This window comes from Streptomyces sp. NPDC054887 (genome assembly GCF_053610585.1).
Map to the genome: position 1 here is coordinate 1 of NZ_JBSGYQ010000013.1, position 22,784 is coordinate 22,784.

Here is a 22,784-nt window from a genome sequence, read left to right on the forward strand (position 1 = left end):
CCCCTGTACCGGGGGGCGGGCCGCCGCCGTTCGCGTACCGGCCCGTGGATCAGCCGGTGTAGTAGTTGTGCAGGCCGGGGACCTTGAGCGTGCCGCCGAACTGGCCGGCCTGGGTCACCTTGACCTTCGTGAACATGGCGATCGGGACGTTCAGCGGAGGCGGGGTCTCCGGGCTGAAGGTGATCGGGATGAGGCCGAAGAGATTGCCCTTCAGCTCCTCCGTGTACATGGTCACGGTGCCGTCGCGGAGGGTCGACTTGGAACCCCGCGCGGCCTGCACGTGCGCCGTGGTGCCGTTCGGTCCGACGACCTTCTGGTGCAGGTCGTTGATGTCGGTTTCCTCGGCGGTGAACTTCAGGACCTTCTTGATCCTGCCGCTGCCGGTCCTGACCTCGACGACGCCCTTGTAGTCGAGTCCGCGCAGGGTGAGCATCGAGCTCTCCAGGATCCACGGCTCGTCGGGCAGGTCCGGAATGCCCTGTTCGAGCTCGGCGTTCGCGAGGGCCTCGGGGTCCGCGGTCGGGCAGGGGAAGGGCTCCTTGCCGCCGGCGGCCGGGTCGTCGGCCTTGCCGTCGTCCTTGCCGTCCGCCTTGCCGTCGTCCTCCGCGGTGCCCTTGGCCTCGTCGTCGAGTTCCTCGACCTTGGCGCCCGCCTTGTCGGCGGCTTCCCTGATGGCGTCCGCGGTCTTGTCGGCCGCGTCGGTGCCACCGGCCGTGCCGCCCGCGGGCTTCTCGGCCTCACCGGGCTTCTCGGCGGCCGGCTTCTCGGCCTCGGGCTCCCCGGCGTCCGGCTCGGCGGTCGCGCCGCCGTCGGCGTCCTCCGTCTCGGAGGGCTCCGGAGCGGCGGGCTCCTCGTCCGGCCCGTCGAGTACGTCCTTGATCGCGTCGCCCACGCCCAGCGGGTCGAGCGGGTTCACGCTCTCGCTCTCGGCCGGCTCCGGCGCGGGGTCCTTCGTCGCGGCCTCGCCCGCCTCCGGCTCCTCGACGGGCTCGATGGCCGGCGCGCTGCTGCTCGCGCCCGGGTCCGGGGTCTCGCCCGGCTGCGGCGTCCCGCCGGCGTCCGGCGTCTCGACCGGCTTGTCGGGCGTGGTGTCCGGGCTCGGGGTCGCCGTGGGTGTGGGCGTGGCCGAGGGGGACGCGGACTCGGAGGCGTCCGGTTCCGGGGTGTCCGAGCGGGTGACGCACGGTCCGGGGGCGAAGGGGTTCGTCACCTGGTCGTCGGCGAGCGCCAGCTTGGGGGTGAGCCCCATGCCGACGAACACCGCCGTGGGCATCGCGGCCAGGGCCATCGCCTTGCCCGCGGGTATCTGCAGCTTCGTCAGGAGCGATTTCCTGGGGGCCGCGTGACGCGGCCCGCTTCTTTCACGGGTCCGGTCGCCTCCGGCCGCGGTCAGCTCCGCCTCGTCACCCCGCACTGTTCCTCCCGCCATTGGCGTCAACGGATGTGTCGCTTGTGTACGTGTGGTCCGTGCCGCCCGGGATTCCGGCCGGCTCGTCGCCCGGGGGCGGGACCTCGCCGGCCGGCGGCGCGTACTCGACGGGCGCGTCCGGCTTGGCCGGGGCCCAGGAGATGGACAGGGCTCCGCCGGTCAGCGCCAGCAGGAAGCCGACTCCGAAGCCGCCCAGGTTGGACACGGGGATCGAGACGAGCGCCAGCAGAATCGAGGCGACGCCCGCGAAGACCCGGACGATGTGGTGGTACCACATGGTCAGGCCGAGGGTGACGAGCAGTACGCCGATGATCAGCGAGCCCGCTCCCGCCGTGGTGGCCATGGCCATCGTGAGATGGCCGATCTTGATCTCGGCGTACGGCAGCCAGGCGATCGGCACGCCGCCCAGAACGGTGAGCAGACCCGCCCAGAACGGCCGGCCGCCCCGCCAGGCGCGGAAGCGCAGCCGCCAGTAGGTGAAGTCGCGGCTCGGACCCGAGGACTCGGCGCTCATGGAAAACAGCTCCCTGGAACCGGTGTTGCTGTGCAGAGATGAGGGAGGGGGAGCGGGCGGGACGACGTGTCACGTGTCCCGCCCGCAGAGGGAGTGCTTAGTAGCACTCCTTGACGCCCTTGTGCAGCTTCATGCTCAGACCACTGAGCTTGAAGGTGCCGGCCGTGGTGGCCCAGGCCTTCTGCTTCACGTCGGTCAGCACGGCCGAGTCGGCCTGCTGCGAGAAGCCGTACGGGTTGGCCCGGGTGCCCGGCTGGATACCCGGTCCCTTGGTGGCCTTGCCCGCCGCCACGCCGATGTCGATGTTCTTGAACGTGGCGTTGGCGCCAAGCTCCTCGACATCCAGGTAGAGGTTCTCCGCCTTGACCGGCGTACCGTTTCCTCCAGCCGTGAGCTGGAGAGAGATGTTGCCGAAGACCGGGACGTTGGGCGTCACGACCGACTGACACATCTTGGTGATCTCGGCGGTCTTGAACGCCGACACCGCGACCGGGTGGGCAGCCTTGTTGCCCTCGAGGTCGGTGCCTTCGGCCATTCCGCCGTACTGGAAGAAGCCCTTACCTTCGAGCCTCTCCGCGCTGACCTTGAAGCTCTGGCCCGAGACGCTGAACGACGCCGCGAGCGCACCCTGTGCCAGGGCGACGCCTATCGCGGCCGTCGCGGCCACGCTCGGCACCATGACGACGGCGAACCGCTTCCATCTGGTACCGCCACGAACTGCAGACTCCATGACTTTCCTCCTTCTCGGACGTACATCTCCGGTACGGGCTCTGCCCGCAGGGGGATGGGAGAAGTGCTACGTCCTCGGGAAGGAGAGCGCCCGTATCGGAGGCGCGAACGACTTCCGAATCACCGGCGATCACCCCCGAGCGACAACCACTGGCCACGCGTTCGCGCAACCTGCTGGACAGGCCCCGCCGTTCGGCAGAGACCCCCCTGTCCACGGCCGGCGTCACTGCCGCCGGCCGGCTCGGTGGGGACCCACGGGACCGCGAGCACCGATTGGCTGTCGGGCTGGTGCGGTATTGGACCGAGCGTGGCCGATCGTGGTCCATTCGCGGCCGGGGCACAAGGGGGTTCGTTACTCGCTAGTAACGGCCGTATAACCGATGCGCGACCACCCGGCATCCGCAAGGCCCGGACGGTGCCGTCAAGTGACGGGAAAAACGCAGTGATTGCCGCCCAGAAACGGGCAGAACATCTTGATCGCCTTACTGCCAGTAACAGCGGCCGCGTTTACCAAGTTTCGGTAAAGCGCGGCCGCTCGATGTCACTGTGTCGCCAAATCAACAGCGGCTGCCCCAGGGGCGCCACCGGTGGAAACGCCGGTCAGAAGAGCACGCGGGCCAGCGCCGCACGCGCCTGCGCGACCCGCGGGTCGTCGCCGCCGATGACCTCGAACAGCTCCAGCAGCCGCACCCGCGCGGCGTCGCGGTCGTCGCCCGCCGTACGCCGCACCGTCTCGACCAACCGCCCGAAGGCGTCCTCGACGTGACCGCCGACCAGGTCCAGGTCGGCCGCGGCGATCTGCGCGCTCACGTCGGCCGGACTCTCGGCGGCGTCCTTGCGGACCTGCTGCGGGTCCAGGCCCTGGACCCGCGCCAGCAGTTCGGCCTGCGCGAGGCCCAACTTGGCCTCGGTGTTGCCGGGATCGTCGACGAGCACGTTCTTGTACGCCTGCACCGCGCCGCCGAAGTCGTTCGCGTCCAGCGCCCGCGCCGCCGCTTCGAGCAGCGCGTCGTACGGACCGGCCGGAACCTCGGCCGCCGCGGCCGACGCGGCCGGCGCGCCGGCCTCCGCGTCGACGGCGATGCCGGTCAGGCCGAAACGCTCCTCGGCGACCTGGATCAACTGGTCCAGCGTCTCGCGGATCTGCGCCTCGGGGGCCGCGCCCTGGAAGAGCGGCAGCGCCTGCCCGGCGACCACCGCGAAGACCGCCGGGATGCCCTGGATCCCGAACTGCTGCATCAGCATCTGGTTGGCGTCGACATCCACCTTGGCCAGGAGGAAGCGACCGTTGTACTGGAGGGCGAGGCGTTCGAGAAGCGGGCCGAGCTGCTTGCACGGTTCGCACCACTCGGCCCAGAAGTCGATGACGACCGGGACTTCGGCGGAGCGCTGGAGGACATCGCGCTCAAAACCGGCCTCGTCGACATCGATCACCAGGCTCGACGGGGCCACTCCGCCACCGCCGCCGTTCCGGGCGGCCTCGGCACGCGCCTGCTCCGCCTTCTGCCGGGCTTCGCCGGCCGCCTTCACCGCGGCGAGGTCGACGACGCCGCTCATGGACATGTTCCTAGGCTGCATGCGTACATCCTCCCCCTTTCGCGCGCGGTAAAGAAAAACTCGTGCCCGTCCGGTGCCCGCCGCGTGCCGATACGGCCACCGAACCGCCACCGGATACACGAACCGCGCCCGCCCGCGTCCCCCCGCCGGTTGCGAGGCGCACGAGCGAACACGGCCCAAGGCCCCTGAAGGACCACTTCGCGGCACGGGGTCCCCACCCACGCGCCCGTACTTGCACCACTTTGGTCGTCGCTCCGGTCGCAGCTCCGGCTGTCGCCTGCCCATCCCGTCCGGCAGGAGCGATCATGCTTTCGCTACGCCTCGTAGCGTAACTCGAAAGCCGGCCACCCCAACAGCCCCCCACGGTGATCTGGCTCACGGAGCCGAGTCACCTACCGGCCGGTATGGTCGCGGGCATGCCGCTCAGCGACACCCCGTCCTCCCCCACAGCCCGCACCGGGCGCCCCCGCAGCGTCGAGGCGCACGCCGCGATCCTCCGGGCGACCCGGGCGGCACTGGTCGAACTCGGCTGGTCCAAGCTGACGATGGGCGATGTGGCGAGCCGGGCGGGCGTCGCCAAGACGACGCTGTACCGCCGGTGGGCGAACCGCAGCGAGCTCGTCGTCGACGCCGTGGCCGTCCTCTTCGACGAGCTGAGGCTGCCCGACCGGGGCAGCCTGATGGCGGACGTCGAGGGAGTGGTGCTCCAGTTCGCCGCGCTGCTCGACCGCCCGGAGGCGAAGACCGCCCTGATGGCGGTGGTCGCGGAGTCCACCCGCGACGAGGCCCTGCGCGAGCGCATCCGCTCGGCGATCGTCGACCGTCAGAAGCGCCTGGTCCTGCTCGGACGGGAACGCGCGCAGGCCCGCGGCGAGCTGCCGTACGAGGACGACCCCGCCCAGGCGGCCCGCAACGCGGACCTCATCTTCGACGTCATCGCCGGCGCCGTCGTCCACCGGGCGCTGGTCAGCGCGGAACCGGTGGACGCGGAGTGGGCCCGCAGCTTCACCCTCCTCCTGGTCACCGGCCTCACAGCGGCCCCCCAGCCACCGTCACCACCCGAGGCGCCGCCGCACCGCTGAGCGCCGGCCGGCGGCTCCGCAGAGGCGACGGGACGAACTCCGCACATCCGGAGCCACCACACCCCACCCACCCCGTAAAGCACACGCGTAACGCCCCCACAGTCCGCGTGCGCGTTTCGTCCCACCCCCGACGCCCCCGACGCCCTCGACGCCCCGACGCCGACACCCCCGACGGACGCACCGAAGCGGGCCGCGACCCGTCGCCCCACCGAGTCGCGGCCCGCATCCCGCCTGTCAGAACCCCGGCGGCTCCGTGTAGACCCCCCACTCGTCCCGCAGTACGCCGCAGATCTCGCCGAGGGTCGCTTCCGCCCGTACCGCCGTCAGCATCGGCTCGATCATGTTCGAGCCGTCGCGCGCCGCCGCGAGCAGCGCGTCCAGCGAGGCCCGCACCTTCGCGTCGTCGCGGGCCGCCTTGCGTTCCGCGAGCGTCTGGACCTGTACGCGCTCCACCTCGTGGCTCACCCGCAGGATCTCCAGGTCGCCCGTCACCGACCCGTGGTGGCAGTTCACGCCCACGACCCGCTTGTCGCCCTTCTCCACCGACCGCTGGTACTGGAACGCCGACTCCGCGATCTCGCCGGTGAACCAGCCGTCCTCGATGCCGCGCAGGATGCCCGACGTCATGGGGCCGATCGGGTGGCGGCCGTCCGGGTGCGCCCGCAGACCGCGCTCCTTGATCTGGTCGAAGATCTTCTCCGCGTCCGCCTCGATGCGGTCCGTCAGCTGCTCGATGTACCAGGAGCCGCCCAGCGGGTCCGCCACGTTGGCGACGCCCGTCTCCTCCATCAGCACCTGCTGGGTCCGCAGCGCGATCTCCGCCGCCTGCTCGCTCGGCAGGGCGAGTGTCTCGTCCAGCGCGTTCGTGTGGAGGGAGTTCGTGCCGCCGAGCACCGCCGCGAGCGCCTCGACCGCCGTACGCACGACGTTGTTGTACGGCTGCTGCGCGGTCAGCGAGACGCCCGCCGTCTGCGTGTGGAACCGCAGCCACTGCGCCTTGTCGGTCTGCGCGCCGTACACGTCCCGCATCCAGCGGGCCCAGATGCGCCGCGCCGCGCGGAACTTCGCGATCTCCTCGAAGAAGTCCACGTGCGCGTCGAAGAAGAACGACAGGCCCGGCGCGAAGTGGTCCACGTCCATGCCCCGGCTGAGCCCCAGCTCGACGTACCCGAAACCGTCGGCCAGCGTGTACGCCAGTTCCTGCGCGGCCGTCGCTCCGGCCTCGCGGATGTGGTACCCGGAGACCGACAGGGGCTTGTACGCGGGGATCGTGCGCGCGCAGTGCTCCATCAGGTCGCCGATCAGGCGCAGGTGCGGCTCGGGCTGGAAGAGCCACTCCTTCTGGGCGATGTACTCCTTGAAGATGTCGGTCTGAAGCGTGCCGTTGAGGACCGCGGGGTCCACGCCCTGCCGCTCCGCCGCGACGAGGTACATGCAGAAGACCGGCACCGCCGGGCCGCTGATCGTCATGGACGTCGTGACGTCGCCCAGCGGGATGTCCTTGAACAGGACCTCCATGTCGGCGGCGGAGTCGATCGCCACACCGCAGTGGCCGACCTCGCCCAGCGACTTGGGCTCGTCGGAGTCCCGTCCCATCAGCGTCGGCATGTCGAAGGCGACGGAGAGGCCGCCGCCGCCGTTCGCCAGGATCATCTTGTAGCGCTCGTTCGTCTGCTCGGCGTTGCCGAACCCGGCGAACTGGCGGATGGTCCAGGTACGGCCCCGGTAGCCGGTCGGGTGCAGACCGCGGGTGAAGGGGTACTCCCCCGGCCACCCGATCCGCTCGAAGCCCTCGTACGTGTCACCGGGGCGCGGCCCGTACGCCGGGTCGACCGGGTCTCCGGAGAGCGTGGTGAAGTCCGCGTCGCGCTTGCGGGCCTTGTCGTAACGGGCCTGCCAGCGGCGGCGGCCTTCCTCGATCGCTTCAGCGTCCATACCTTCGAATTTACTAGGACGTCCTAGTAAATGTCGATGGCAAACCGCCACGAGCCTCGCTCGTGGCGGTGGGATCGCGGCGACCGCGCTGCTCGCGGCGGTCTGTTACGCCTTCGCCGTGGCCGGGGTGACGTCCGTCACCAGCGCGCGGGCCTCGCGCGTGATCTTCGGTTCGACGAAGAACGAGGCGAACGGGATGCAGCCGGCCGCCAGCACCCACAGCAGCTTGCCGAACGGCCACTTCGCCTTGGTGCCGAGATCGAAGGCGAACACCACGTAGACGATGAACAGCACACCGTGGATCTGGGAGATCAGCATGGTGTCGCCGGTCTGGAACCCGTACTTCGCGATGATCGCGGCGGTGAACACCAGCAGCCAGACGGCGGTGATGTACGCCATCACCCGGTAGCGGGACAGCACATTCGACTTCATGCATTGAGCGTAACCGGACGCAAGGGGCGATCTTCGGGCGGGGCGGGCGGCGGGCGCCGCCGTGTCGGCGTCGGCACCACCCGGGCGCAGGCCCCCCGCCGCCCCTCCTGGCAGAGCCCTACTTCTCCTCGAAGTCGTGCGCCGCCACCCGCAGCGGCCGCAGCATCGCGAAGATCTCCGCGCACTCCTCCGCGTCGTACGCACCGAGCCCGAAGTCCATCGCCATCAGGTCGCGGGTCGCCGCCTCGACCACGTCCCGGCCCTTGCCGGTGATGGAGGCGAGGGTGCCGCGGCCGTCGTTCGGGTTGGGGCGCTTGTCGACGAGGCCGGACTTCACGAGCCGGTCGACGGTGTTGGTGACGGACGTGGGGTGCACCATCAGCCGCTCGCCGATCTTGGACATCGGCAGTTCGCCCTGCTTGGAGAAGGTGAGCAGCACCAGCGCCTCGTACCGCGCGAAGGTCAGCCCGTACGGCTTGACGACGGCGTCGACCTCGGCGAGCAGGATCTGGTGCGCGCGCATGATGGAGGTGATCGCGGCCATCGAGGGGACGGGTCCCCAGCGCTGCTGCCAGAGTTCGTCGGCTCTGGCGATGGGATCGAAGGGGAGGCTGAGCGGCTTCGGCACGGCGTCGACCTTACCGGCCGGTCATATGGTGAACATCCCCGTCTCGCGCTTCGGTCGGATTCGGCCCTTCCGCGCGCATTCTCGCGACCCGCCCGCACACCACCGGACGTTCACCGGCGGCGCCGGTGTCGTAGCCGTGGGCGATACGGGCGTTATGCAACTATTGCCCGGTCCCTGTCCTCGCCCAGTCGAACCGTTCAAGGGGGCTGGATGTCCGGCCGCAGACCGTTCCGTGCGCTCACCGCCGCAGCACTCGCCCTCCTCGTGCTCGGCGTCGCCGGGTGCTCCGACTCCGGCGACGCGGGGCCGGGACGGGCGGGCGAGTCCGCCGCCGCGTCCGGCAGCCAGGTCCGGGAAAGGGGCCGGGACGCGTCGCCGTACTGGGTGGATCCGGAGAGCGACGCCGCCCGCCAGGTCAGGGCGTGGGACGCGCAGGGCCGCCGCGCCGACGCGGACGTGCTGCGGCGGATCGCGGAGCGGCCGGTCGCGGACTGGCCCGCCGGTGACGATCCGGCGCCCGGCATCCGCAGGGCCGTGCGCGGCGCGGCCGGGGACGCGCGGACCGTCGTGCTCGTCGCGTACAACATCCCGCACCGCGACTGCGGCCAGCACTCCGCCGGCGGCGCCGCCGACGCGGACGCCTACCGGCGCTGGATCGGCGCGTTCGCGGACAGCATCGGGTCCGCCCCGGCCATCGTGATCCTGGAGCCGGACGCCGTGGCGCACATCGTGGACGGCTGCACGCCGCCCGAGGAGCACGACGAGCGCACCGCCCTGCTCGCCGACGCCGTCGACCGGCTGAAGCGGCAGCCGCAGACGAAGGTGTACCTGGACGCCGGCAATCCGGCCTGGATCGACGACCCCGGCAAACTCGTGGAGCCGCTGCGGCGCTCCGGCGTCGACAAGGCCGACGGCATCTCGCTGAACGTCTCGAACTTCCAGACCGACGACGCCGTCAAGGCCTTCGGCTCGCAGCTCTCCGGCCTGCTCGGCGGCGCCCACTACGTCATCGACAGCAGCCGCAACGGCAACGGCCCCCTGTCCGGCGGCCGCAGCGACGCCTGGTGCAATCCCACCGGACGCGCCCTCGGTACGCCGCCCAGCGACCGCACCGCCGATCCGCTGCTCGACGCGTACCTGTGGATCAAGCGGCCCGGCGACTCGGACGGCGAGTGCCGCGGCGGCCCCGCCGCGGGCACCTGGTGGCCGGACTACGCCCTGGGCCTGGCCCGCCGCGCCAAGGCGTGAGCCGGCCCGGGTTCGCCGCGCCCTGAGCGCGGCCCCTCACCGTACGTGGATCCACTTGGCCTCCGACGGCGTTCCCTCGGCGTCGGTGACGAAGAGCATGTACCAGCCGGGCGGCACCAGCGACTTGTCGTCCGGCACCCGCACGGTGACCGCGTTCCGCCCCTTGCGCAGGCGCAGTTCGATCGAGCGCTGTTCGACGTCCGTCGTGTGGGTCACCGCGCTCGGCCGCATCAGCCTGGCCCGCGCGACCCGCTCCGGGTGCGCCGTCCTGAACGTCGCCTCCCCCGACGCCGGCAGCTCGCGCGGCCCGGCGCCGAGCACCGGGCGCCGCGCCCTGTCCCGGAAGAGGTAGGGCGGCGTGTAGATCTCCATCCGCTGCTCGAACTTGCCGAGCTTCGTGTTGGCCTTGTCGCCGAAGAGCGAGTCCGAGCCGAAGGTCACCACCCGGCCGTCGGGCAGCAGGAGCGCCTCGGAGTGGTAGTTGCGGCCCACCGTGGGGTCGGCCGCCTCCTTGAAGGCGTTCGCCTTCGGGTCGTAGAACTGCGCCTTCAGGATGTTGCTCGCGCCGCGCCCCCGGTAGTCCGCGGAGCCGCCGCTGGTGAAGACGGTGTCGTCCGGCATGATCACGCTGTTCAGGTACCTGGTGCCCTGCGGCAGTCGGGGGCCCGTTTTGAAGACCGGGCTCTCCTCGTCCAGGTCGATGACCGCCGTACGGCCGGTGGCCTTCTGGGACTCGCCGACCCCGCCGCCGCCGAGGATCATCACCCGCTGGTCCTGCGCGGGCGGCAGGACCAGCGAGGCGGCCGTCTCGGTCTGGTCGAGGTCGGTCAGCCCGCCGACCTTCTTGAAGGTGTTGCTCTCCAGGTCCCAGATGCCCGGCTCGCGGCCCTTGTCGGCGGGCCCGTAGCCGGCGTTCGCCCCCGAGTAGAAGACCTTGCCGCCCTTGGTGAGGAAGAGCGCCGGGTACGTCGGGAAGTACCGGAAGGGCCCCTTCGACCACTTCTTCGTCTTCGGGTCGTAGTACTCGTTGTCACCGGAGAGGATCGCCCCCACGTCGTCGAGGCCGGAGACGGCGAGCACCCTGCCGTCCTGGAGGGTGACCAGCGTCGGGTACCAGCGGGCCTCCTTCATGGGGTCGACGGGTATGTACCGCTCCGCCTTCGGGTCGAACTCGTACGCCGCCCTGATCCCCTGGAAGTCCTGCTTGTCCATGGTGATCGCCTCGGCGAGGCCGTACGCGTTGTCGGCGTCCTCGCCCTTGAGCCCCACGATCTCGTACTGCGCCGCCTCCTTCGTGACGGCCCGCGGCCCGTCCTCCGCCGCCTCGACGAAGACCCGTGCCTCGGCCGCCTTGACCGTGGTCTTCCAGGGCAGCATGCGCCCGCTCTTGGCGTACGAGATCTTGAACTCGCGCTTCGCCTTCGGCACGGTCACGTCGAACTTCGACACGTACGTGACGCCGGACGGCGAGCGGAAGCGGGTGCCCTTCTTGAAGGTGACGGCCCTGTCCGGGTTCTCGTTCTTGACGCGCATGCCGCCGCCCGCGCGCATGACCTGGTCGCCCAGCACCTCGTAGCGCGCGGTGCCGCCCGCCACCAGCAACCGCCCGTCGGGCAGTTGCGCGTGGCCGGCGCAGAAGAAGTCCTCGGGCGTCGGGACCAGTTCGAAGGAGTTGTCCCTGGGGTCCCACAGCACGGTTTCGAAGGTGCCCTCGTCGAACTTCTTCTGCTCGTTGCCCGAGCCCGCGATGATCAGCACCTTGCCGGTGTGGAGCAGGGCCGCGTGGATCGCGTTGGTGCGGTACTTCTCTGGGATGTCGACGGTCGACCAGGAGCCGTACTGCGCCTTGTAGCCGGGTTGGGCGATCTTGTACGCGTGGTACTTCTCCTCCACGAAGGTCAGCGCCGCCGGGGCGTTGAGTCCCGCGAGCACCACGACCGCACCGCCGCCCAGCAGGGTCTTCTTGAACTTCTGCGTCGGCCGGTAGGCCATGGGTCAGTTCCCTCCGGTCGTCGTGGCGAGCGCGGGCTCCGGCTCCTCGCCCGGTACCGCGCCGCCCGGGTGGCCCTTGGCCGGCCTGAGCGCCTTGACGGCGGCGCGCTCGCGTGCGGAGGTCCAGCACCACACGGCGACCGGCGAGAGGGCGATGACGAGGGCCAGTACGGCCCAGGTGCGCATCGCCGCGTGGGTGTGACCGAGGTGGACGGACGCGACGAGCGAGGCGACGAGCACGGCGGCCCAGGACAGGTGGATGCGGAACGTCATCAGCCGGTCGGGGCTGGCCTCGCCTCCCTTGGGGGTGACGACGAACCGGCCCCGGGTGCGCAGCACCGCCGAGCCGAGGGACTTGGCGTAGATCGGCGCGCACAGCGCGGACATCGCCATGCCGGCCAGGCCGCCGGAGCCCTCGGGCTCGTGCGGCGAGACGTTGTGGCGGCGGTTCCACAGGTACAACCCGATCTGGAGGGCCGCCGCGTCGCTGTAGAGCATCAGCCAGACCGACGAGGAGACCTGGGTGCCGGACGCCCCGAACCACAGGAACAGGACGCAACTGAGGATGCCGAGGACCCAGTTCACGGCGGTCATCGGGTAGTAGACGAGCATCAGGGTGTACGTGAGCAGCCGACCCGGCGGCACCCGGAAGGGCGCCTTCCAGAACTGCCGGAACAGGGTCTCGTACGTGCCGCGCGACCAGCGCAGCTGCTGGGTGAAGAAGTCGGTCCAGGACGCCGGCCCCTCGCCGACGGCCAGCACGTCCGGGGTGTAGACGGACCGCCAGAAGCGCCCGGTCTCCCGGTTCTTCCTGCGGTGCAGCTCGAAGCCGGTGGCCATGTCCTCGGTGATCGAGTCGTAGAGACCGCCGACCTGCTTGAGGGCACGTACGCGTACGACGTTGTTGGTGCCGACGAACATCGGAGCGCCGTAGCGGTTGCCCGCCCGCTGGATCAGCGCGTGGAAGAGGAACTGCTGCGACTCGGCGGCCTTGGTGACGCAGGAGTCGTAGTTGCCGTACACCTGCGGTCCGACGACGAAGGCGACGTCCGGGTCACGGAAGTAACCGAGCATCCGCTCCAGGAAGTTGTCCAGCGGCACGTGGTCGGTGTCGACACAGGCGAAGAAGTCGTACGCGTCGCCGTGCATGGCGAGCCAGGCGTTGTAGTTGCCGTGCTTGGTCTTCGCCCGGTGCGGGCCCTTGCGGGTGTTCCACTCCGGTACGCCGCTGCGGGTGAAGTGCCGTACGCCCAGTTCGGCGCAGAGCGCCCGGGCCTGTGCGTCGTCGCCCTCGTCCAGGAGCCAGACGTCGAGCGGCCCGTCGTGCCGCAGCCGGACCGCGCCTTCGAGGGTGGCGCGCACCATGGACAGGGCTTCCTTGCCCGGTACGTACGTCGTGAGGAACGCGACCCGGGTGCCCGGTTCGGGCGTCACGGGTATCGGGTCCCTGGCGACCATCGTGGCGTGCGCGATGGACACCACGTTGACCAGCATGAAGAACATGATCAGGGCGATCGAGGCCAGCATCACCGTGTCGAGGTGGACCAGCCACCGGTCGCCGCCCTCGCGTTCGGTCCAGTGCGTGGGCCAGACGAGGTAGGCGAGCAGCAGCGCCGAGAGCAGCGGAGCGAGCGTCATCAGCAGTACGGCGCGTATTCGGTGCGGCTCCCCCGCCATCAGACTTCGGTACTGCACCCGGTAACGGGTGGCGCCGGGCTCCGTCATCGGCCCGGCGAGCCGGCTGTGCGTGTCGTAGTCGTAGCCGTCCGGCCGCACTGTGCCTCCCGCAGTCGAGGGCGTTCGATACCCCCACATAAGTGGACATCTGTGGGCGTGTCGAACCGGGTCGTCCGAGCGGGCGGTTCTCGGCGTCCGGCCGTTTGAACGACGGCGGGACGGCCGTGCGACGGAGGGACGGCGAAGCCCCCGGCCGCGGGTCGGCGGCCGGGGGCTTCGTTTCGTCGGGCGGGCTCAGGCGCCCAGATGGCGCTCCACCGTCTCGACCTTGGAGGTCAGACCGTCGGTGACGCCGGGCCGGACGTCCGCCTTCAGCACCAGCGACACGCGCGGGGCGCGGGCCTCGACGGCGGCTACGGCACGCTTCACGACGTCCATCACCTCGTCCCACTCGCCTTCGACGGAGGTGAACATCGCGTCGGTGCGGTTCGGCAGTCCCGACTCGCGGACCACGCGGACCGCGTCGGCGACGTACTCCCCGACGTCCTCGCCGACGCCCAGCGGGGTGACGGAGAACGCGACGATCATGCGCCGACCACGCCTTCCTTGCGGGCGCGGGAGGCGATGACCGCGTTCTCGGCCGCGCGCTTGAGGCGCTTGTCGGCGAAGAAGCCGCCGGCCGGCAGGACCGACATGGCGAGGTAGAAGGCGGCGGTGCCCAGCGACCACTTCGCCCGGTTCCAGGCGTCGGCCCAGAAGAGGACGTACAGGACGAAGAGCAGGCCGTGGACCGCGCCCATGACCGGCACCGCGTTGAACTCCGTGGTGCGCTTGAGCACCGAGCAGACGAGCAGCAGCAGGAAGGAGACGGCCTCGGGTACGGACACCAGGCGGAGGCGGCGGAGTGCGGAAGCGGTCTTGATGTCCACGGAGGGGCAACCTTCGTCGTCGCAGGGAACGGTCGATCTTGTGAACGGACGCACAAGCTCGTCACCATTGTGGCAGCCGCCCACCACCGCCCTTTATCAGGGTCGGGGTCACGGGATACCGTCACCCACGTGGCTCAGTTCCGACTGCAAGGCAGCAAGGTGCTCGCCGTCGACATGACCGGCGACGCCGTCAAGGCGAAGAACGGCTCGATGGTCGCCTACGACGGCCAGATGGCGTTCAAGAAGATGTCCGGCGGCGGTGAGGGCGTGCGCGGCATGGTGACCCGCCGCCTGACCGGCGAGCAGATGACGATGATGGAGGTGAAGGGGCACGGCACCTGCTGGTTCGCCGACCGCGCGAGCGAGATCAATCTCGTCACGCTGCACGGCGACAAGCTGTACGTCGAGTCCAGCAACCTCCTGTGCACGGACGCGGGCCTGCGCACCGGCACCTCCTTCACCGGGCTGCGCGGCGGGGCGACCGGCAACGGCCTGTTCACCACGACGGTGGAGGGCACCGGCCAGGCGGCGATCATGTCGGACGGCCCGGCGGTCGTGCTGCGCGTGTCCGCCCAGTACCCGCTCCAGGTCGACCCCGGCGCGTACATCGCCCACCAGGGCAACCTCCAGCAGCACTTCCAGTCGGGTGTCAACTTCCGCACCCTCATCGGCGAGGGCTCGGGCGAGGCGTTCCAGATCCGCTTCGAGGGCGAGGGGCTGGTCTACGTGCAGCCGAGCGAGCGCAACACCGTGGGGGGCGACGTCTGATGCCGTTCCGCGAGGTCAACTCGAAGATGGTCGAGGCGCGGGTCGCGCCCGGCCAGAAGATGTTCAGCCAGCGCGGCGCGATGCTCGCGTACCAGGGTGACGTGTCGTTCACGCCGAACATCCAGGGCGGCCAGGGCGGCGTGATGTCGATGATCGGCCGCAGGGTCGCCAACGAGGCCACGCCCCTGATGACGGTGGAGGGCTCCGGCACCGTCCTGTTCGGCCACGGCGGTCACCACATCCAGGTCGTCACCCTCACCGGCGAGACGCTGTACGTCGAGGCCGACCGCCTCCTCGCCTTCGACGGCAGCCTCGCCCAGGGGACGATGTTCATGGGCTCGCAGGGCGGCGTCATGGGCATGGTGCGCGGCCAGGTGACCGGCCAGGGCCTGTTCACCACCACGCTCCAGGGTCACGGGGCGGTCGCCGTGATGGCCCACGGCGGGGTGATCGAGGTGCCGATCACCCCGCAGCGCCCCGTGCACGTGGACCCGCAGGCGTACGTCGCGCACCGCGGCGACGTGCGCAACAAGCTCTCCACCGCGCTCGGCTGGCGCGACATGGTGGGCCGCGGCTCGGGCGAGGCGTTCCAGCTGGAGCTGTCCGGCAGCGGCACGGTGTACGTACAGGCGTCGGAGGAGAAGCTGTGACCACCCCCATGTCCGCGGGCCCCGTCGTTTTCGACCCGTACACGCTCCCGTCCGACGACAACGTCAATCCGTACACCTTCTGCGTGGAGCTCAAGGGGAGCCAGTGGTTCCTCCAGAAGGGCAAGATGATCGCCTACTACGGGCGCATCGACTTCAACGGCATCGGCCACGGCCGCTTCGAGCGGCTCCTGCGCACCAGCTTCCACTCGCCGCTGCACGCGAGCGACTGGGTGGTGGCGGAGGGCCAGGGCAAGATGCTGCTCGCGGACCGGGCGTTCGACGTCAACTCCTTCGACCTCGACAACGGCAACCTCACCATCCGCTCCGGCAACCTCCTCGCGTACGAGCCGAGCCTCGCGCTCAAGCAGTCGATCGTGCCGGGCTTCCTGACCCTGCTCGGCACGGGCAAGTTCGTGGCGGCCTCCAACGGCCCCGTGGTCTTCATGGAGCCGCCGATCCGCGTGGACCCGCAGGCGCTGGTCGGCTGGGCGGACTGCCCGTCGCCGTGCCACCACTACGACCACGGATACATGACAGGCGTCATGGGCGGGATCAGGTCACTGACCGGCGTCGGGGGCACGTCGGGCGAGGAGCACCAGTTCGAGTTCGCCGGGGCCGGCACCGTGCTCCTCCAGTCCACCGAGCTGCTCATGGCGGAGCAGGCCACGGGCGCCGTTCCGGCGCAGGCCGGAGTGCCCGGCGGCCACGGCGCGGGTCCCGGTCAGCACGGCGGCGCACCGCGCCTTCCCGGTCAGCTGGGGGACCTCCAGCGTCGCTTCGGGCTGTGAGCGGTAGTCTGCGGAGTGTGACGTCGAACGTCTGCGCCCTTGTCGCGTGCGGGGCGTCACACTCCACAACTTCGTCCAGATTTCAACTTCTTAGGTAGAATCCATATATGGAGACCGAGACGGCCACCCCCTGGCTGACCGATGCCGAACAGTGCGCCTGGCGGACCTACCTGGACGCCAACAGGCTGCTGACCTATCAGCTCGAAAAGGATCTACAGCCGTACGGGCTGACCATCAACGACTACGAGATCCTGGTCAACCTCTCCGAGTCGCAGGAACGCCGGCTGAGGATGAGCGACCTCGCCGCGGCGACCCTCCAGTCCAAGAGCCGCCTCTCCCACCAGATCACCCGTATGGAGAACGCGGGACTGGTCCGCCGGGAGAACTGCGAGTCCGACCGCCGCGGCCTGTACGCCGTACTCACCGACCAGGGCAGCGAAACCATGAAGCAGGTCGCTCCCCACCACGTCGAGTCGGTACGCAGGCACTTCATCGGCATGCTCTCCCCCGAGGCACTGGCCGACATGCAGGCCGCCCTCACCCCGGTGGTGGAGCAGCTGCGCGGCCGACGGGGAAGGATCTAGCCGGCCGCCCGAGGCGAGGAGAGCACCGCCGCCCTCTCCTTGCACGGGTTCGCCGGACCCCCGGCCGTTCAGCCGCCCGCCGAGCCGGCCGCCACCGGCATGCGCAGCTCGAACAGCGCTCCCCCCAGCGGTCCCCGCGTCACCGACAGCGTGCCGCCGTGCCGGCGGGCCACGTCGCGGGCGATGGCCAGGCCGAGGCCCGCGCCGCCGTCGTCACGACTGCGCGCCTCGTCGAGCCGTACGAACCGCTCGAAGATCCGCTCCCGCTCCCCCTCCGGAACCCCGGCGCCGTCGTCCGACACGCCGAGCACCACCGCGCCGCGCTCCCGCCGCAGGGACACCTCGACGCGGCCGTCCGCGTGCCGCTGGGCGTTGTCCAGGAGATTGCCGAGCACCCGCGCGAGCTGACCGCGCGATCCGGCCACTTCGCACGCGCCCGAGCCGCCCGAGCCGCCCGAGCCGCCCGAGACCGTCACCGGGAGCCGGTCAGCCCGCTGCGACACCTCCTCGCGCACCAGCGCGCCGAGATCGACCCGCCCCTGCCCGGGCCGCTCCCCCGCGTCCAGCCGGGCGAGCAGCAGCAGATCGGCGGCAAGCCCCTGTAGCCGTACGGTGTCCCGCACGGCGTCCCGTACGTCGAGCAGCTCCGGGTGCGCCGCGCCGACCTCCAGTTGTGTCCGCAGCGAGGCGATGGGGCTCCTCAGCTCGTGCGAGGCGTCGGCGACGAACCGCCGCTGGCGCTCCACCGAGGCCTCAAGGGCCGCCAGCGTCTCGTTGGTGGTGGCGGCGAGCCGCGCCACCTCGTCGTGCGTGTCCGGCTCGGGCACCCGCCGCGACAGGTCCTCCGACGCGGTGATCGCGGCCATCTCGCGCCGGATCCCCTCGACGGGCCGCAGCGCCCGCCGCGTCACGAGCCACGTCACCCCGGCCACCACGGCGAGCAGCGCGGGCAGCCCGGTCAGCATCGCCTCGCGCACGGTGCCGACGGCGGCCTGCTCGGCGGCGAGCGGCGCGCCGGCGTACACCGTGACGTCCTGCCCGCGTGCCGTCCGCACCTCGACGGCGGCGAACCGGTAGTCGGCCCGCTCGCCGTCCACCGTCGCGCTGCCGGACGACATCCGGGGCTCGTCGTCGGACACCTCGCCGGGTTCGGGATCGTCGTCCTCGCCCGCGCCCCCGCCCCGCACCCGGACCTCGGGGCTCCCCGCGCCCCCGATCGCCTCCAGGTCGTCGCTCACGGCCACCACGTGCCGGTCCTCGTCGACCACCTGCACCGGGCGGTCGTCGGGCCACTCCACGTCCGCGTACGGGCGCCCCAGAGCCACCTGCGAGGCGACGTTGCGGGCGTCGACCTCGGCCTGGAGGTCGGCCTGGTCGATCAGGTTGGCCCGCAGCACCAGCAGTACGGCGAGCCCCGCGGCCACCAGCGCCACCGCCACGACGGCGGTGGCCCCGAGCGCCGCCCTGGCCCGTACGGACCCGAAGAGGCGCCTCATGCCGCCACCAGCCGGTAACCGGCGCCGCGCACCGTCTGGATCCTCGCCGCGCCGAGCTTGCGCCGCAGGGAGCTCACGTACACCTCGACGATGTTGGGATCGCCGTCGTACGCGAAGTCCCACACGTGCTCCAGGATCTGCGCCTTGCTGACCACCTCGCCGGCCCGCACGGCGAACTGCTCCAGTACGGCGAACTCCTTCGCGGTGAGCACCACTTCGTCCTCACCGGCGTACACGCGCCGGCCGGCCGTGTCCACCCGCAGGTCCCCCACCTCGACGACCGGCGAGGCCCCCGCGCCGGCCCGGCGGCGCAGCAGGGCCCTGACCCGGGCGACCAGCACGACGTACGAGAACGGCTTGGTCAGGTAGTCGTCGGCGCCCGTGTCGAGCCCCTCCGCCTCGTCGTACTCGCCGTCCTTCGCGGTCAGCATCAGGATCGGCACGTCGTTGCCCGCCGCCCGCAGCGCCGCGCACACCCGGTAGCCGTTCATGCCGGGGAGCATGATGTCGAGCAGGACGAGGTCGTACGCGCCCTCACCGGCCCGGTGCAGCCCTTCGAGCCCGTCGTGCACCACGTCCACGGCGAAGCCCTCGGCGGTGAGCCCCTTGGCCAGGGCCGTCGCGAGCCGCCTCTCGTCCTCCACGATCAACAAGCGCATGCGCCAAGGTTCGCAAACGGAACCTGAAGAAGCCTTCAGCCGGCTTCAGCTCCCGTTCAGCATCGCTGGGCCAGGTTGTGTCCCGTAGCAACCAACCGCTCGGGAGGAACCCCATGAAGCGCAAGCTCGTCATCGCCACCGCCGTCGCGGCCCTGCTCGCCGGCGGCACCGCGACCGCGTTCGCCACCTCGGACGACGACACGGACGGCACGAAGCGGGTCGCGAGCACCGTCACGCTCGACGAAGCGGCGTCGGCGGCCACCAAGGCGTCTCCGGGCACGGTCACCGGGGCCGAACTCGACGACGACGCCCCCGTGTGGGAGATCGACGTCTTCGGCAAGGACGCCAAGTGGCACGACGTCGACGTGGACGCCGGCACCGCGAAGGTGCGGAGCGACCGCACGGAGGACGACGAGGACGACCGCGCCCCGCGGACCACCGAGGTCACCGTGCAGGAGGCGGCGGCAGCGGCGCTGAAGGCGCGGCCCGGCACGCTGACGTCCATCGACCTGGACGAGGACGGGGGCACGCAGGTGTGGGAGGCCGAAGTGCGCTCCAAGGACGGCAAGCACCACGAGCTGGCCGTCGACGCCAGGACCGCCGAGGTGACGGCGGACCGGGACGACCAGGACGACCGGGCCGACGCGGACGACCGGGACGACCGGGACGACCGGGACGACGACAACGGCAAGAACGACGACCGCGACGACCACAACGACAGCGACTGACGGCACGTCCCGCGTTCGCCCGCGCCCGCCCCCGCCTTCGACGCTGACGGGGGCGGGACGCGCGGGCGCGCCGTTCCGCGGCGTACGCGGTCACGGGAGCACAGCCGCCCGGCCCGCGCACGGCGCTAGGCCGAGGTGAGCCCCGCCACCAGCTCGTCCGCCGCCGCGTACGGGTCGAGCTGCCCCGCGACGATCCGCTCCGCGAGCGCGCCGAGGCGCCGGTCGCCGCGCAGGTCCCCGATCCGCTCCCGCAGCGCGGTGACCGCGATCGTCTCGACCTCGTGCGCCGCCCGCTTCGCCCGCCGCTCGCCCAGCACCCCGCGCTCCTCCATCCACGCCCGGTGCTTCTCCAGCGCCTCGACGACCTCGTCGACGCCCTCGCCGCGCGCCGCCACGGTCTTGACGATGGGCGGGCGCCAGTCGCCCGGCCCCCGGGACTCCCCGAGGCCCAGCATGTGGTTGAGTTCGCGCGCGGTGGCGTCGGCGCCGTCCCGGTCGGCCTTGTTGACGACGTACACGTCACCGATCTCCAGGATCCCCGCCTTGGCGGCCTGGATGCCGTCGCCCATGCCGGGCGCGAGGAGCACGACCGAGGTGTCGGCCTGGGAGGCGATCTCGACCTCGGACTGCCCCACGCCCACCGTCTCGACGAGCACCACGTCGCAGCCCGCCGCGTCGAGCACCCGGATGGCCTGCGGCGCCGCCCAGGCGAGACCGCCCAGGTGCCCGCGCGTGGCCATGGACCTGATGTAGACGCCCGGGTCCGACGCGTGCTCGGACATCCGCACCCGGTCGCCGAGCAGCGCGCCGCCGCTGAACGGCGAGGACGGGTCGACCGCCAGTACGCCGACCCGCTTCCCGGCCCGCCGGTAGGCCGAGACCAGCGCCGAGGTGGAGGTGGACTTGCCCACTCCGGGCGACCCGGTGAGGCCGACCACGTACGCGTTGCCCGCCAGCGGAGCCAGCGCCGCCATCACCTCGCGGAGCTGCGGGGACGCCCCTTCGACCAGCGAGATCAGCCGTGCGACGGCGCGCGGCCGGCCCTCTCGTGCCTGAGCCACCAGCCCGGGGACGTCCTGCATCACAACTCCGCTCCTCGATCAAGCACTACGGATGGGTCACGTGCCCGCGTGCGTTCGCCGCGGGCACGCGCCCGTGATCACTTGCCCGCGACCCTGATGATCAGCGCATCGCCCTGACCGCCGCCGCCGCACAGCGCGGCCGCGCCGACGCCGCCGCCCCGCCGCTTCAGCTCCAGCGCCAGGTGCAGCACCACCCGCGCACCGGACATCCCGATGGGGTGCCCCAGGGCGATCGCGCCACCGTTGACGTTCACCTTTTCCGGGGACACTCCGAGGTCCTTCATTGACTGCACGGCGACCGCCGCGAAGGCTTCGTTGATCTCGATGAGGTCGAGGTCCTCGACGCCGATGCCCTCCTTGCCCAGCGCGTGCGTGATCGCGTTGGACGGCTGCGACTGGAGCGAGTTGTCCGGGCCGGCCACGTTCCCGTGGGCGCCGATCTCGGCGATCCACTCCAGCCCGAGCTCCTCGGCCTTCGCCTTGCTCATGACCACGACGGCCGCCGCGCCGTCGGAGATCTGCGAGGCGGTGCCGGCCGTGATCGTGCCGTCCTTGGCGAACGCCGGACGCAGCTTGCCCAGCGACTCCGCGGTCGTCTCGGGCCGGATGCCCTCGTCCTTGGCGAAGAGCACCGGGTCGCCCTTGCGCTGCGGGATCTCGACCGGGGTGATCTCCGCCTCGAAGAGGCCGTTCTTCTGCGCGGCGGCGGCCCGCTGGTGCGACTGGGCGGCGAACTCGTCCTGCGGTCCGCGGGCGATCCCGAGCCGCGTGTTGTGCTTCTCGGTCGACTCGCCCATCGCGATGCCCTCGAAGGAGTCGGTCAGACCGTCGTGGGCCATCGAGTCGAGCATCTCGATCGCGCCGTACTTGAAGCCCTCACGGGACTTCGGCAGCACGTGCGGGGCGTTGGTCATGGACTCCTGGCCGCCGGCCACCACGATGTCGAACTCGCCGGCGCGGATCAGCTGGTCCGCGAGCGCGATCGCGTCGAGCCCGGAGAGACAGACCTTGTTGATGGTCAGGGCGGGCACGTTCATGGGGATGCCGGCCTTCACGGCCGCCTGCCGGGCCGGAATCTGGCCCGCGCCGGCCTGGAGGACCTGGCCCATGATCACGTACTGGACCTGGTCGCCGCCGATGCCGGCCCGCTCCAGGGCGGCCTTGATGGCGAATCCGCCGAGGTCCGCACCGGAGAAGGACTTGAGCGAGCCGAGGAGCCGGCCCATGGGGGTGCGGGCGCCAGCGACGATGACGGACGTGGTGCTGTTCGTTCCAGGCATGAGGCACGGCCCCTAGGGATGAGGAGTGAACGAGGGTTTACCTCAATGTACTGAGCGGTACCTGTGCGGTCACCGGGCAGCAAGTGTGATCGCGCGCACGTTGCGTAACCACCCCCAACCGCGCTGCACTGTCCCCATGCTGACGCGAATCGACCACATCGGAATCGCCTGTTTCGACCTCGACAAGACCATCGAGTTCTACCGCTCGACCTACGGCTTCCAGGTGTACCACTCGGAGGTCAATGAGGAGCAGGGCGTCCGTGAAGCCATGCTCAAGATCAACGAGACGTCGGACGGCGGCGCCTCCTACCTGCAGCTCCTGGAGCCCACCCGCGAGGACTCCGCGGTGGGAAAGTGGCTGGCCAAGAACGGTGAGGGGGTCCACCACATCGCGTTCGGCACCGCCGACGTGGACGGCGACGCATCGGACATCCGCGGCAAGGGCGTACGGGTCCTGTACGACGAGCCGCGCATCGGTTCCATGGGCTCGCGCATCACCTTCCTGCACCCCAAGGACTGCCACGGCGTACTGACGGAACTGGTCACTTCGGCCCCCGCCTCCACCACGGAGCACTGACCGGAACACTGTCCCCCTGA

General features: G+C 70.9%; 23 protein-coding genes. 8 read left to right on the forward strand and 15 right to left on the reverse strand.

The annotated features are described in order from the left end of the window. Window positions 1–49: 49 nt before the first annotated feature. The 4 genes from ACWGH0_RS09850 to ACWGH0_RS09865 all read right to left on the reverse strand — a co-directional run bounded on the left by ACWGH0_RS09850 (window position 50) and on the right by ACWGH0_RS09865 (window position 4,250). Window positions 50–1,414, reverse strand: a complete 1,365-nt coding sequence (locus ACWGH0_RS09850) for a hypothetical protein (RefSeq protein WP_453403755.1) — start codon at window positions 1,412–1,414, stop codon at window positions 50–52. Continuing rightward, window positions 1,404–1,943 carry a DUF6114 domain-containing protein gene (locus ACWGH0_RS09855; protein WP_453403648.1) on the reverse strand — a complete coding sequence of 180 codons (540 nt, stop codon included), beginning with the start codon at window positions 1,941–1,943 and terminating at the stop codon, window positions 1,404–1,406. Before ACWGH0_RS09855 ends, ACWGH0_RS09850 begins: the two co-directional genes overlap by 11 nt. Before the next feature lie 97 nt (window positions 1,944–2,040). Further along, window positions 2,041–2,673 carry a DUF6230 family protein gene (locus tag ACWGH0_RS09860; protein WP_453403649.1) on the reverse strand — a complete coding sequence of 211 codons (633 nt, stop codon included), beginning with the start codon at window positions 2,671–2,673 and terminating at the stop codon, window positions 2,041–2,043. Window positions 2,674–3,272: 599 nt separating this feature from the next. After that, on the reverse strand, window positions 3,273–4,250 hold the full coding sequence (locus ACWGH0_RS09865; protein WP_453403650.1) for a tetratricopeptide repeat protein: 978 nt from the start codon (window positions 4,248–4,250) through the stop codon (window positions 3,273–3,275). A gap of 395 nt (window positions 4,251–4,645) precedes the next feature. Here ACWGH0_RS09865 and ACWGH0_RS09870 point away from each other — a divergent pair, with 395 nt between their 5' ends. Then, window positions 4,646–5,311 (forward strand): TetR/AcrR family transcriptional regulator, encoded by a 666-nt coding sequence (locus ACWGH0_RS09870; protein WP_453403651.1) that lies wholly within the window; start codon window positions 4,646–4,648, stop codon window positions 5,309–5,311. 234 nt (window positions 5,312–5,545) lie between these two features. Here ACWGH0_RS09870 and ACWGH0_RS09875 read toward each other — a convergent pair whose 3' ends face one another. The 3 genes from ACWGH0_RS09875 to ACWGH0_RS09885 all read right to left on the reverse strand — a co-directional run bounded on the left by ACWGH0_RS09875 (window position 5,546) and on the right by ACWGH0_RS09885 (window position 8,306). Beyond that, window positions 5,546–7,246: an acyl-CoA mutase large subunit family protein gene (locus tag ACWGH0_RS09875; protein WP_453403652.1), complete on the reverse strand. Its 1,701-nt coding sequence runs from the start codon at window positions 7,244–7,246 to the stop codon at window positions 5,546–5,548. Between the two features lie 105 nt (window positions 7,247–7,351). Next, the gene (locus ACWGH0_RS09880) at window positions 7,352–7,678 is read right to left on the reverse strand and encodes a DUF3817 domain-containing protein (protein ID WP_453403653.1); all 327 of its coding nucleotides are present in this window, start codon (window positions 7,676–7,678) and stop codon (window positions 7,352–7,354) included. Window positions 7,679–7,796: 118 nt separating this feature from the next. After that, window positions 7,797–8,306, reverse strand: a complete 510-nt coding sequence (locus ACWGH0_RS09885) for a MarR family winged helix-turn-helix transcriptional regulator (protein ID WP_453403654.1) — start codon at window positions 8,304–8,306, stop codon at window positions 7,797–7,799. A gap of 210 nt (window positions 8,307–8,516) precedes the next feature. Between ACWGH0_RS09885 and ACWGH0_RS09890 the strand changes: the two genes are divergently transcribed. Beyond that, on the forward strand, window positions 8,517–9,554 hold the full coding sequence (locus ACWGH0_RS09890) for a glycoside hydrolase family 6 protein (RefSeq protein WP_453403655.1): 1,038 nt from the start codon (window positions 8,517–8,519) through the stop codon (window positions 9,552–9,554). Between the two features lie 36 nt (window positions 9,555–9,590). Here ACWGH0_RS09890 and ACWGH0_RS09895 read toward each other — a convergent pair whose 3' ends face one another. The 4 genes from ACWGH0_RS09895 to ACWGH0_RS09910 form a co-directional block, all read right to left on the reverse strand. Next, the gene (locus ACWGH0_RS09895; RefSeq protein WP_453403656.1) at window positions 9,591–11,546 is read right to left on the reverse strand and encodes a galactose oxidase-like domain-containing protein; all 1,956 of its coding nucleotides are present in this window, start codon (window positions 11,544–11,546) and stop codon (window positions 9,591–9,593) included. A gap of 3 nt (window positions 11,547–11,549) precedes the next feature. Then, window positions 11,550–13,322 carry a glycosyltransferase family 2 protein gene (locus ACWGH0_RS09900; protein ID WP_453403657.1) on the reverse strand — a complete coding sequence of 591 codons (1,773 nt, stop codon included), beginning with the start codon at window positions 13,320–13,322 and terminating at the stop codon, window positions 11,550–11,552. 195 nt (window positions 13,323–13,517) lie between these two features. Then, window positions 13,518–13,811 (reverse strand): MTH1187 family thiamine-binding protein, encoded by a 294-nt coding sequence (locus ACWGH0_RS09905; protein WP_453403658.1) that lies wholly within the window; start codon window positions 13,809–13,811, stop codon window positions 13,518–13,520. After that, the gene (locus tag ACWGH0_RS09910; protein ID WP_453403659.1) at window positions 13,808–14,152 is read right to left on the reverse strand and encodes a DUF3817 domain-containing protein; all 345 of its coding nucleotides are present in this window, start codon (window positions 14,150–14,152) and stop codon (window positions 13,808–13,810) included. The genes ACWGH0_RS09905 and ACWGH0_RS09910 overlap by 4 nt, the downstream gene beginning before the upstream one ends. Before the next feature lie 129 nt (window positions 14,153–14,281). Here ACWGH0_RS09910 and ACWGH0_RS09915 point away from each other — a divergent pair, with 129 nt between their 5' ends. The 4 genes from ACWGH0_RS09915 to ACWGH0_RS09930 all read left to right on the forward strand — a co-directional run bounded on the left by ACWGH0_RS09915 (window position 14,282) and on the right by ACWGH0_RS09930 (window position 16,942). After that, on the forward strand, window positions 14,282–14,920 hold the full coding sequence (locus ACWGH0_RS09915) for an AIM24 family protein (RefSeq protein WP_453403660.1): 639 nt from the start codon (window positions 14,282–14,284) through the stop codon (window positions 14,918–14,920). Next, window positions 14,920–15,570: an AIM24 family protein gene (locus ACWGH0_RS09920; protein WP_453403661.1), complete on the forward strand. Its 651-nt coding sequence runs from the start codon at window positions 14,920–14,922 to the stop codon at window positions 15,568–15,570. Before ACWGH0_RS09915 ends, ACWGH0_RS09920 begins: the two co-directional genes overlap by 1 nt. An 8-nt stretch (window positions 15,571–15,578) precedes the next feature. Then, a complete protein-coding gene (locus tag ACWGH0_RS09925; RefSeq protein ID WP_453403756.1) occupies window positions 15,579–16,358 on the forward strand; it encodes an AIM24 family protein in 780 nt (259 codons plus the stop codon). A gap of 107 nt (window positions 16,359–16,465) precedes the next feature. Next, window positions 16,466–16,942 (forward strand): MarR family winged helix-turn-helix transcriptional regulator, encoded by a 477-nt coding sequence (locus ACWGH0_RS09930; protein WP_453403662.1) that lies wholly within the window; start codon window positions 16,466–16,468, stop codon window positions 16,940–16,942. Between the two features lie 68 nt (window positions 16,943–17,010). Here the strand turns inward: ACWGH0_RS09930 and ACWGH0_RS09935 are convergent, their stop codons facing one another. Together ACWGH0_RS09935 and ACWGH0_RS09940 are read right to left on the reverse strand one after the other, a co-directional pair. Further along, on the reverse strand, window positions 17,011–18,438 hold the full coding sequence (locus ACWGH0_RS09935) for a sensor histidine kinase (RefSeq protein ID WP_453403663.1): 1,428 nt from the start codon (window positions 18,436–18,438) through the stop codon (window positions 17,011–17,013). Then, window positions 18,435–19,097 (reverse strand): response regulator transcription factor, encoded by a 663-nt coding sequence (locus ACWGH0_RS09940; RefSeq protein ID WP_453403664.1) that lies wholly within the window; start codon window positions 19,095–19,097, stop codon window positions 18,435–18,437. The genes ACWGH0_RS09935 and ACWGH0_RS09940 overlap by 4 nt, the downstream gene beginning before the upstream one ends. A 113-nt stretch (window positions 19,098–19,210) precedes the next feature. Between ACWGH0_RS09940 and ACWGH0_RS09945 the strand changes: the two genes are divergently transcribed. After that, window positions 19,211–19,825 (forward strand): PepSY domain-containing protein, encoded by a 615-nt coding sequence (locus tag ACWGH0_RS09945; protein ID WP_453403665.1) that lies wholly within the window; start codon window positions 19,211–19,213, stop codon window positions 19,823–19,825. A gap of 125 nt (window positions 19,826–19,950) precedes the next feature. Here ACWGH0_RS09945 and meaB read toward each other — a convergent pair whose 3' ends face one another. After that, entirely contained in the window at window positions 19,951–20,907 is a 957-nt protein-coding gene (gene meaB / locus ACWGH0_RS09950; RefSeq protein ID WP_453403666.1) for a methylmalonyl Co-A mutase-associated GTPase MeaB, read from the reverse strand. 77 nt (window positions 20,908–20,984) lie between these two features. Continuing rightward, window positions 20,985–22,187 (reverse strand): acetyl-CoA C-acetyltransferase, encoded by a 1,203-nt coding sequence (locus ACWGH0_RS09955; RefSeq protein ID WP_453403667.1) that lies wholly within the window; start codon window positions 22,185–22,187, stop codon window positions 20,985–20,987. Window positions 22,188–22,323: 136 nt separating this feature from the next. Between ACWGH0_RS09955 and mce the strand changes: the two genes are divergently transcribed. Then, on the forward strand, window positions 22,324–22,764 hold the full coding sequence (mce, locus tag ACWGH0_RS09960; protein ID WP_453403668.1) for a methylmalonyl-CoA epimerase: 441 nt from the start codon (window positions 22,324–22,326) through the stop codon (window positions 22,762–22,764). The last annotated feature ends 20 nt before the right edge of the window (window positions 22,765–22,784 follow it).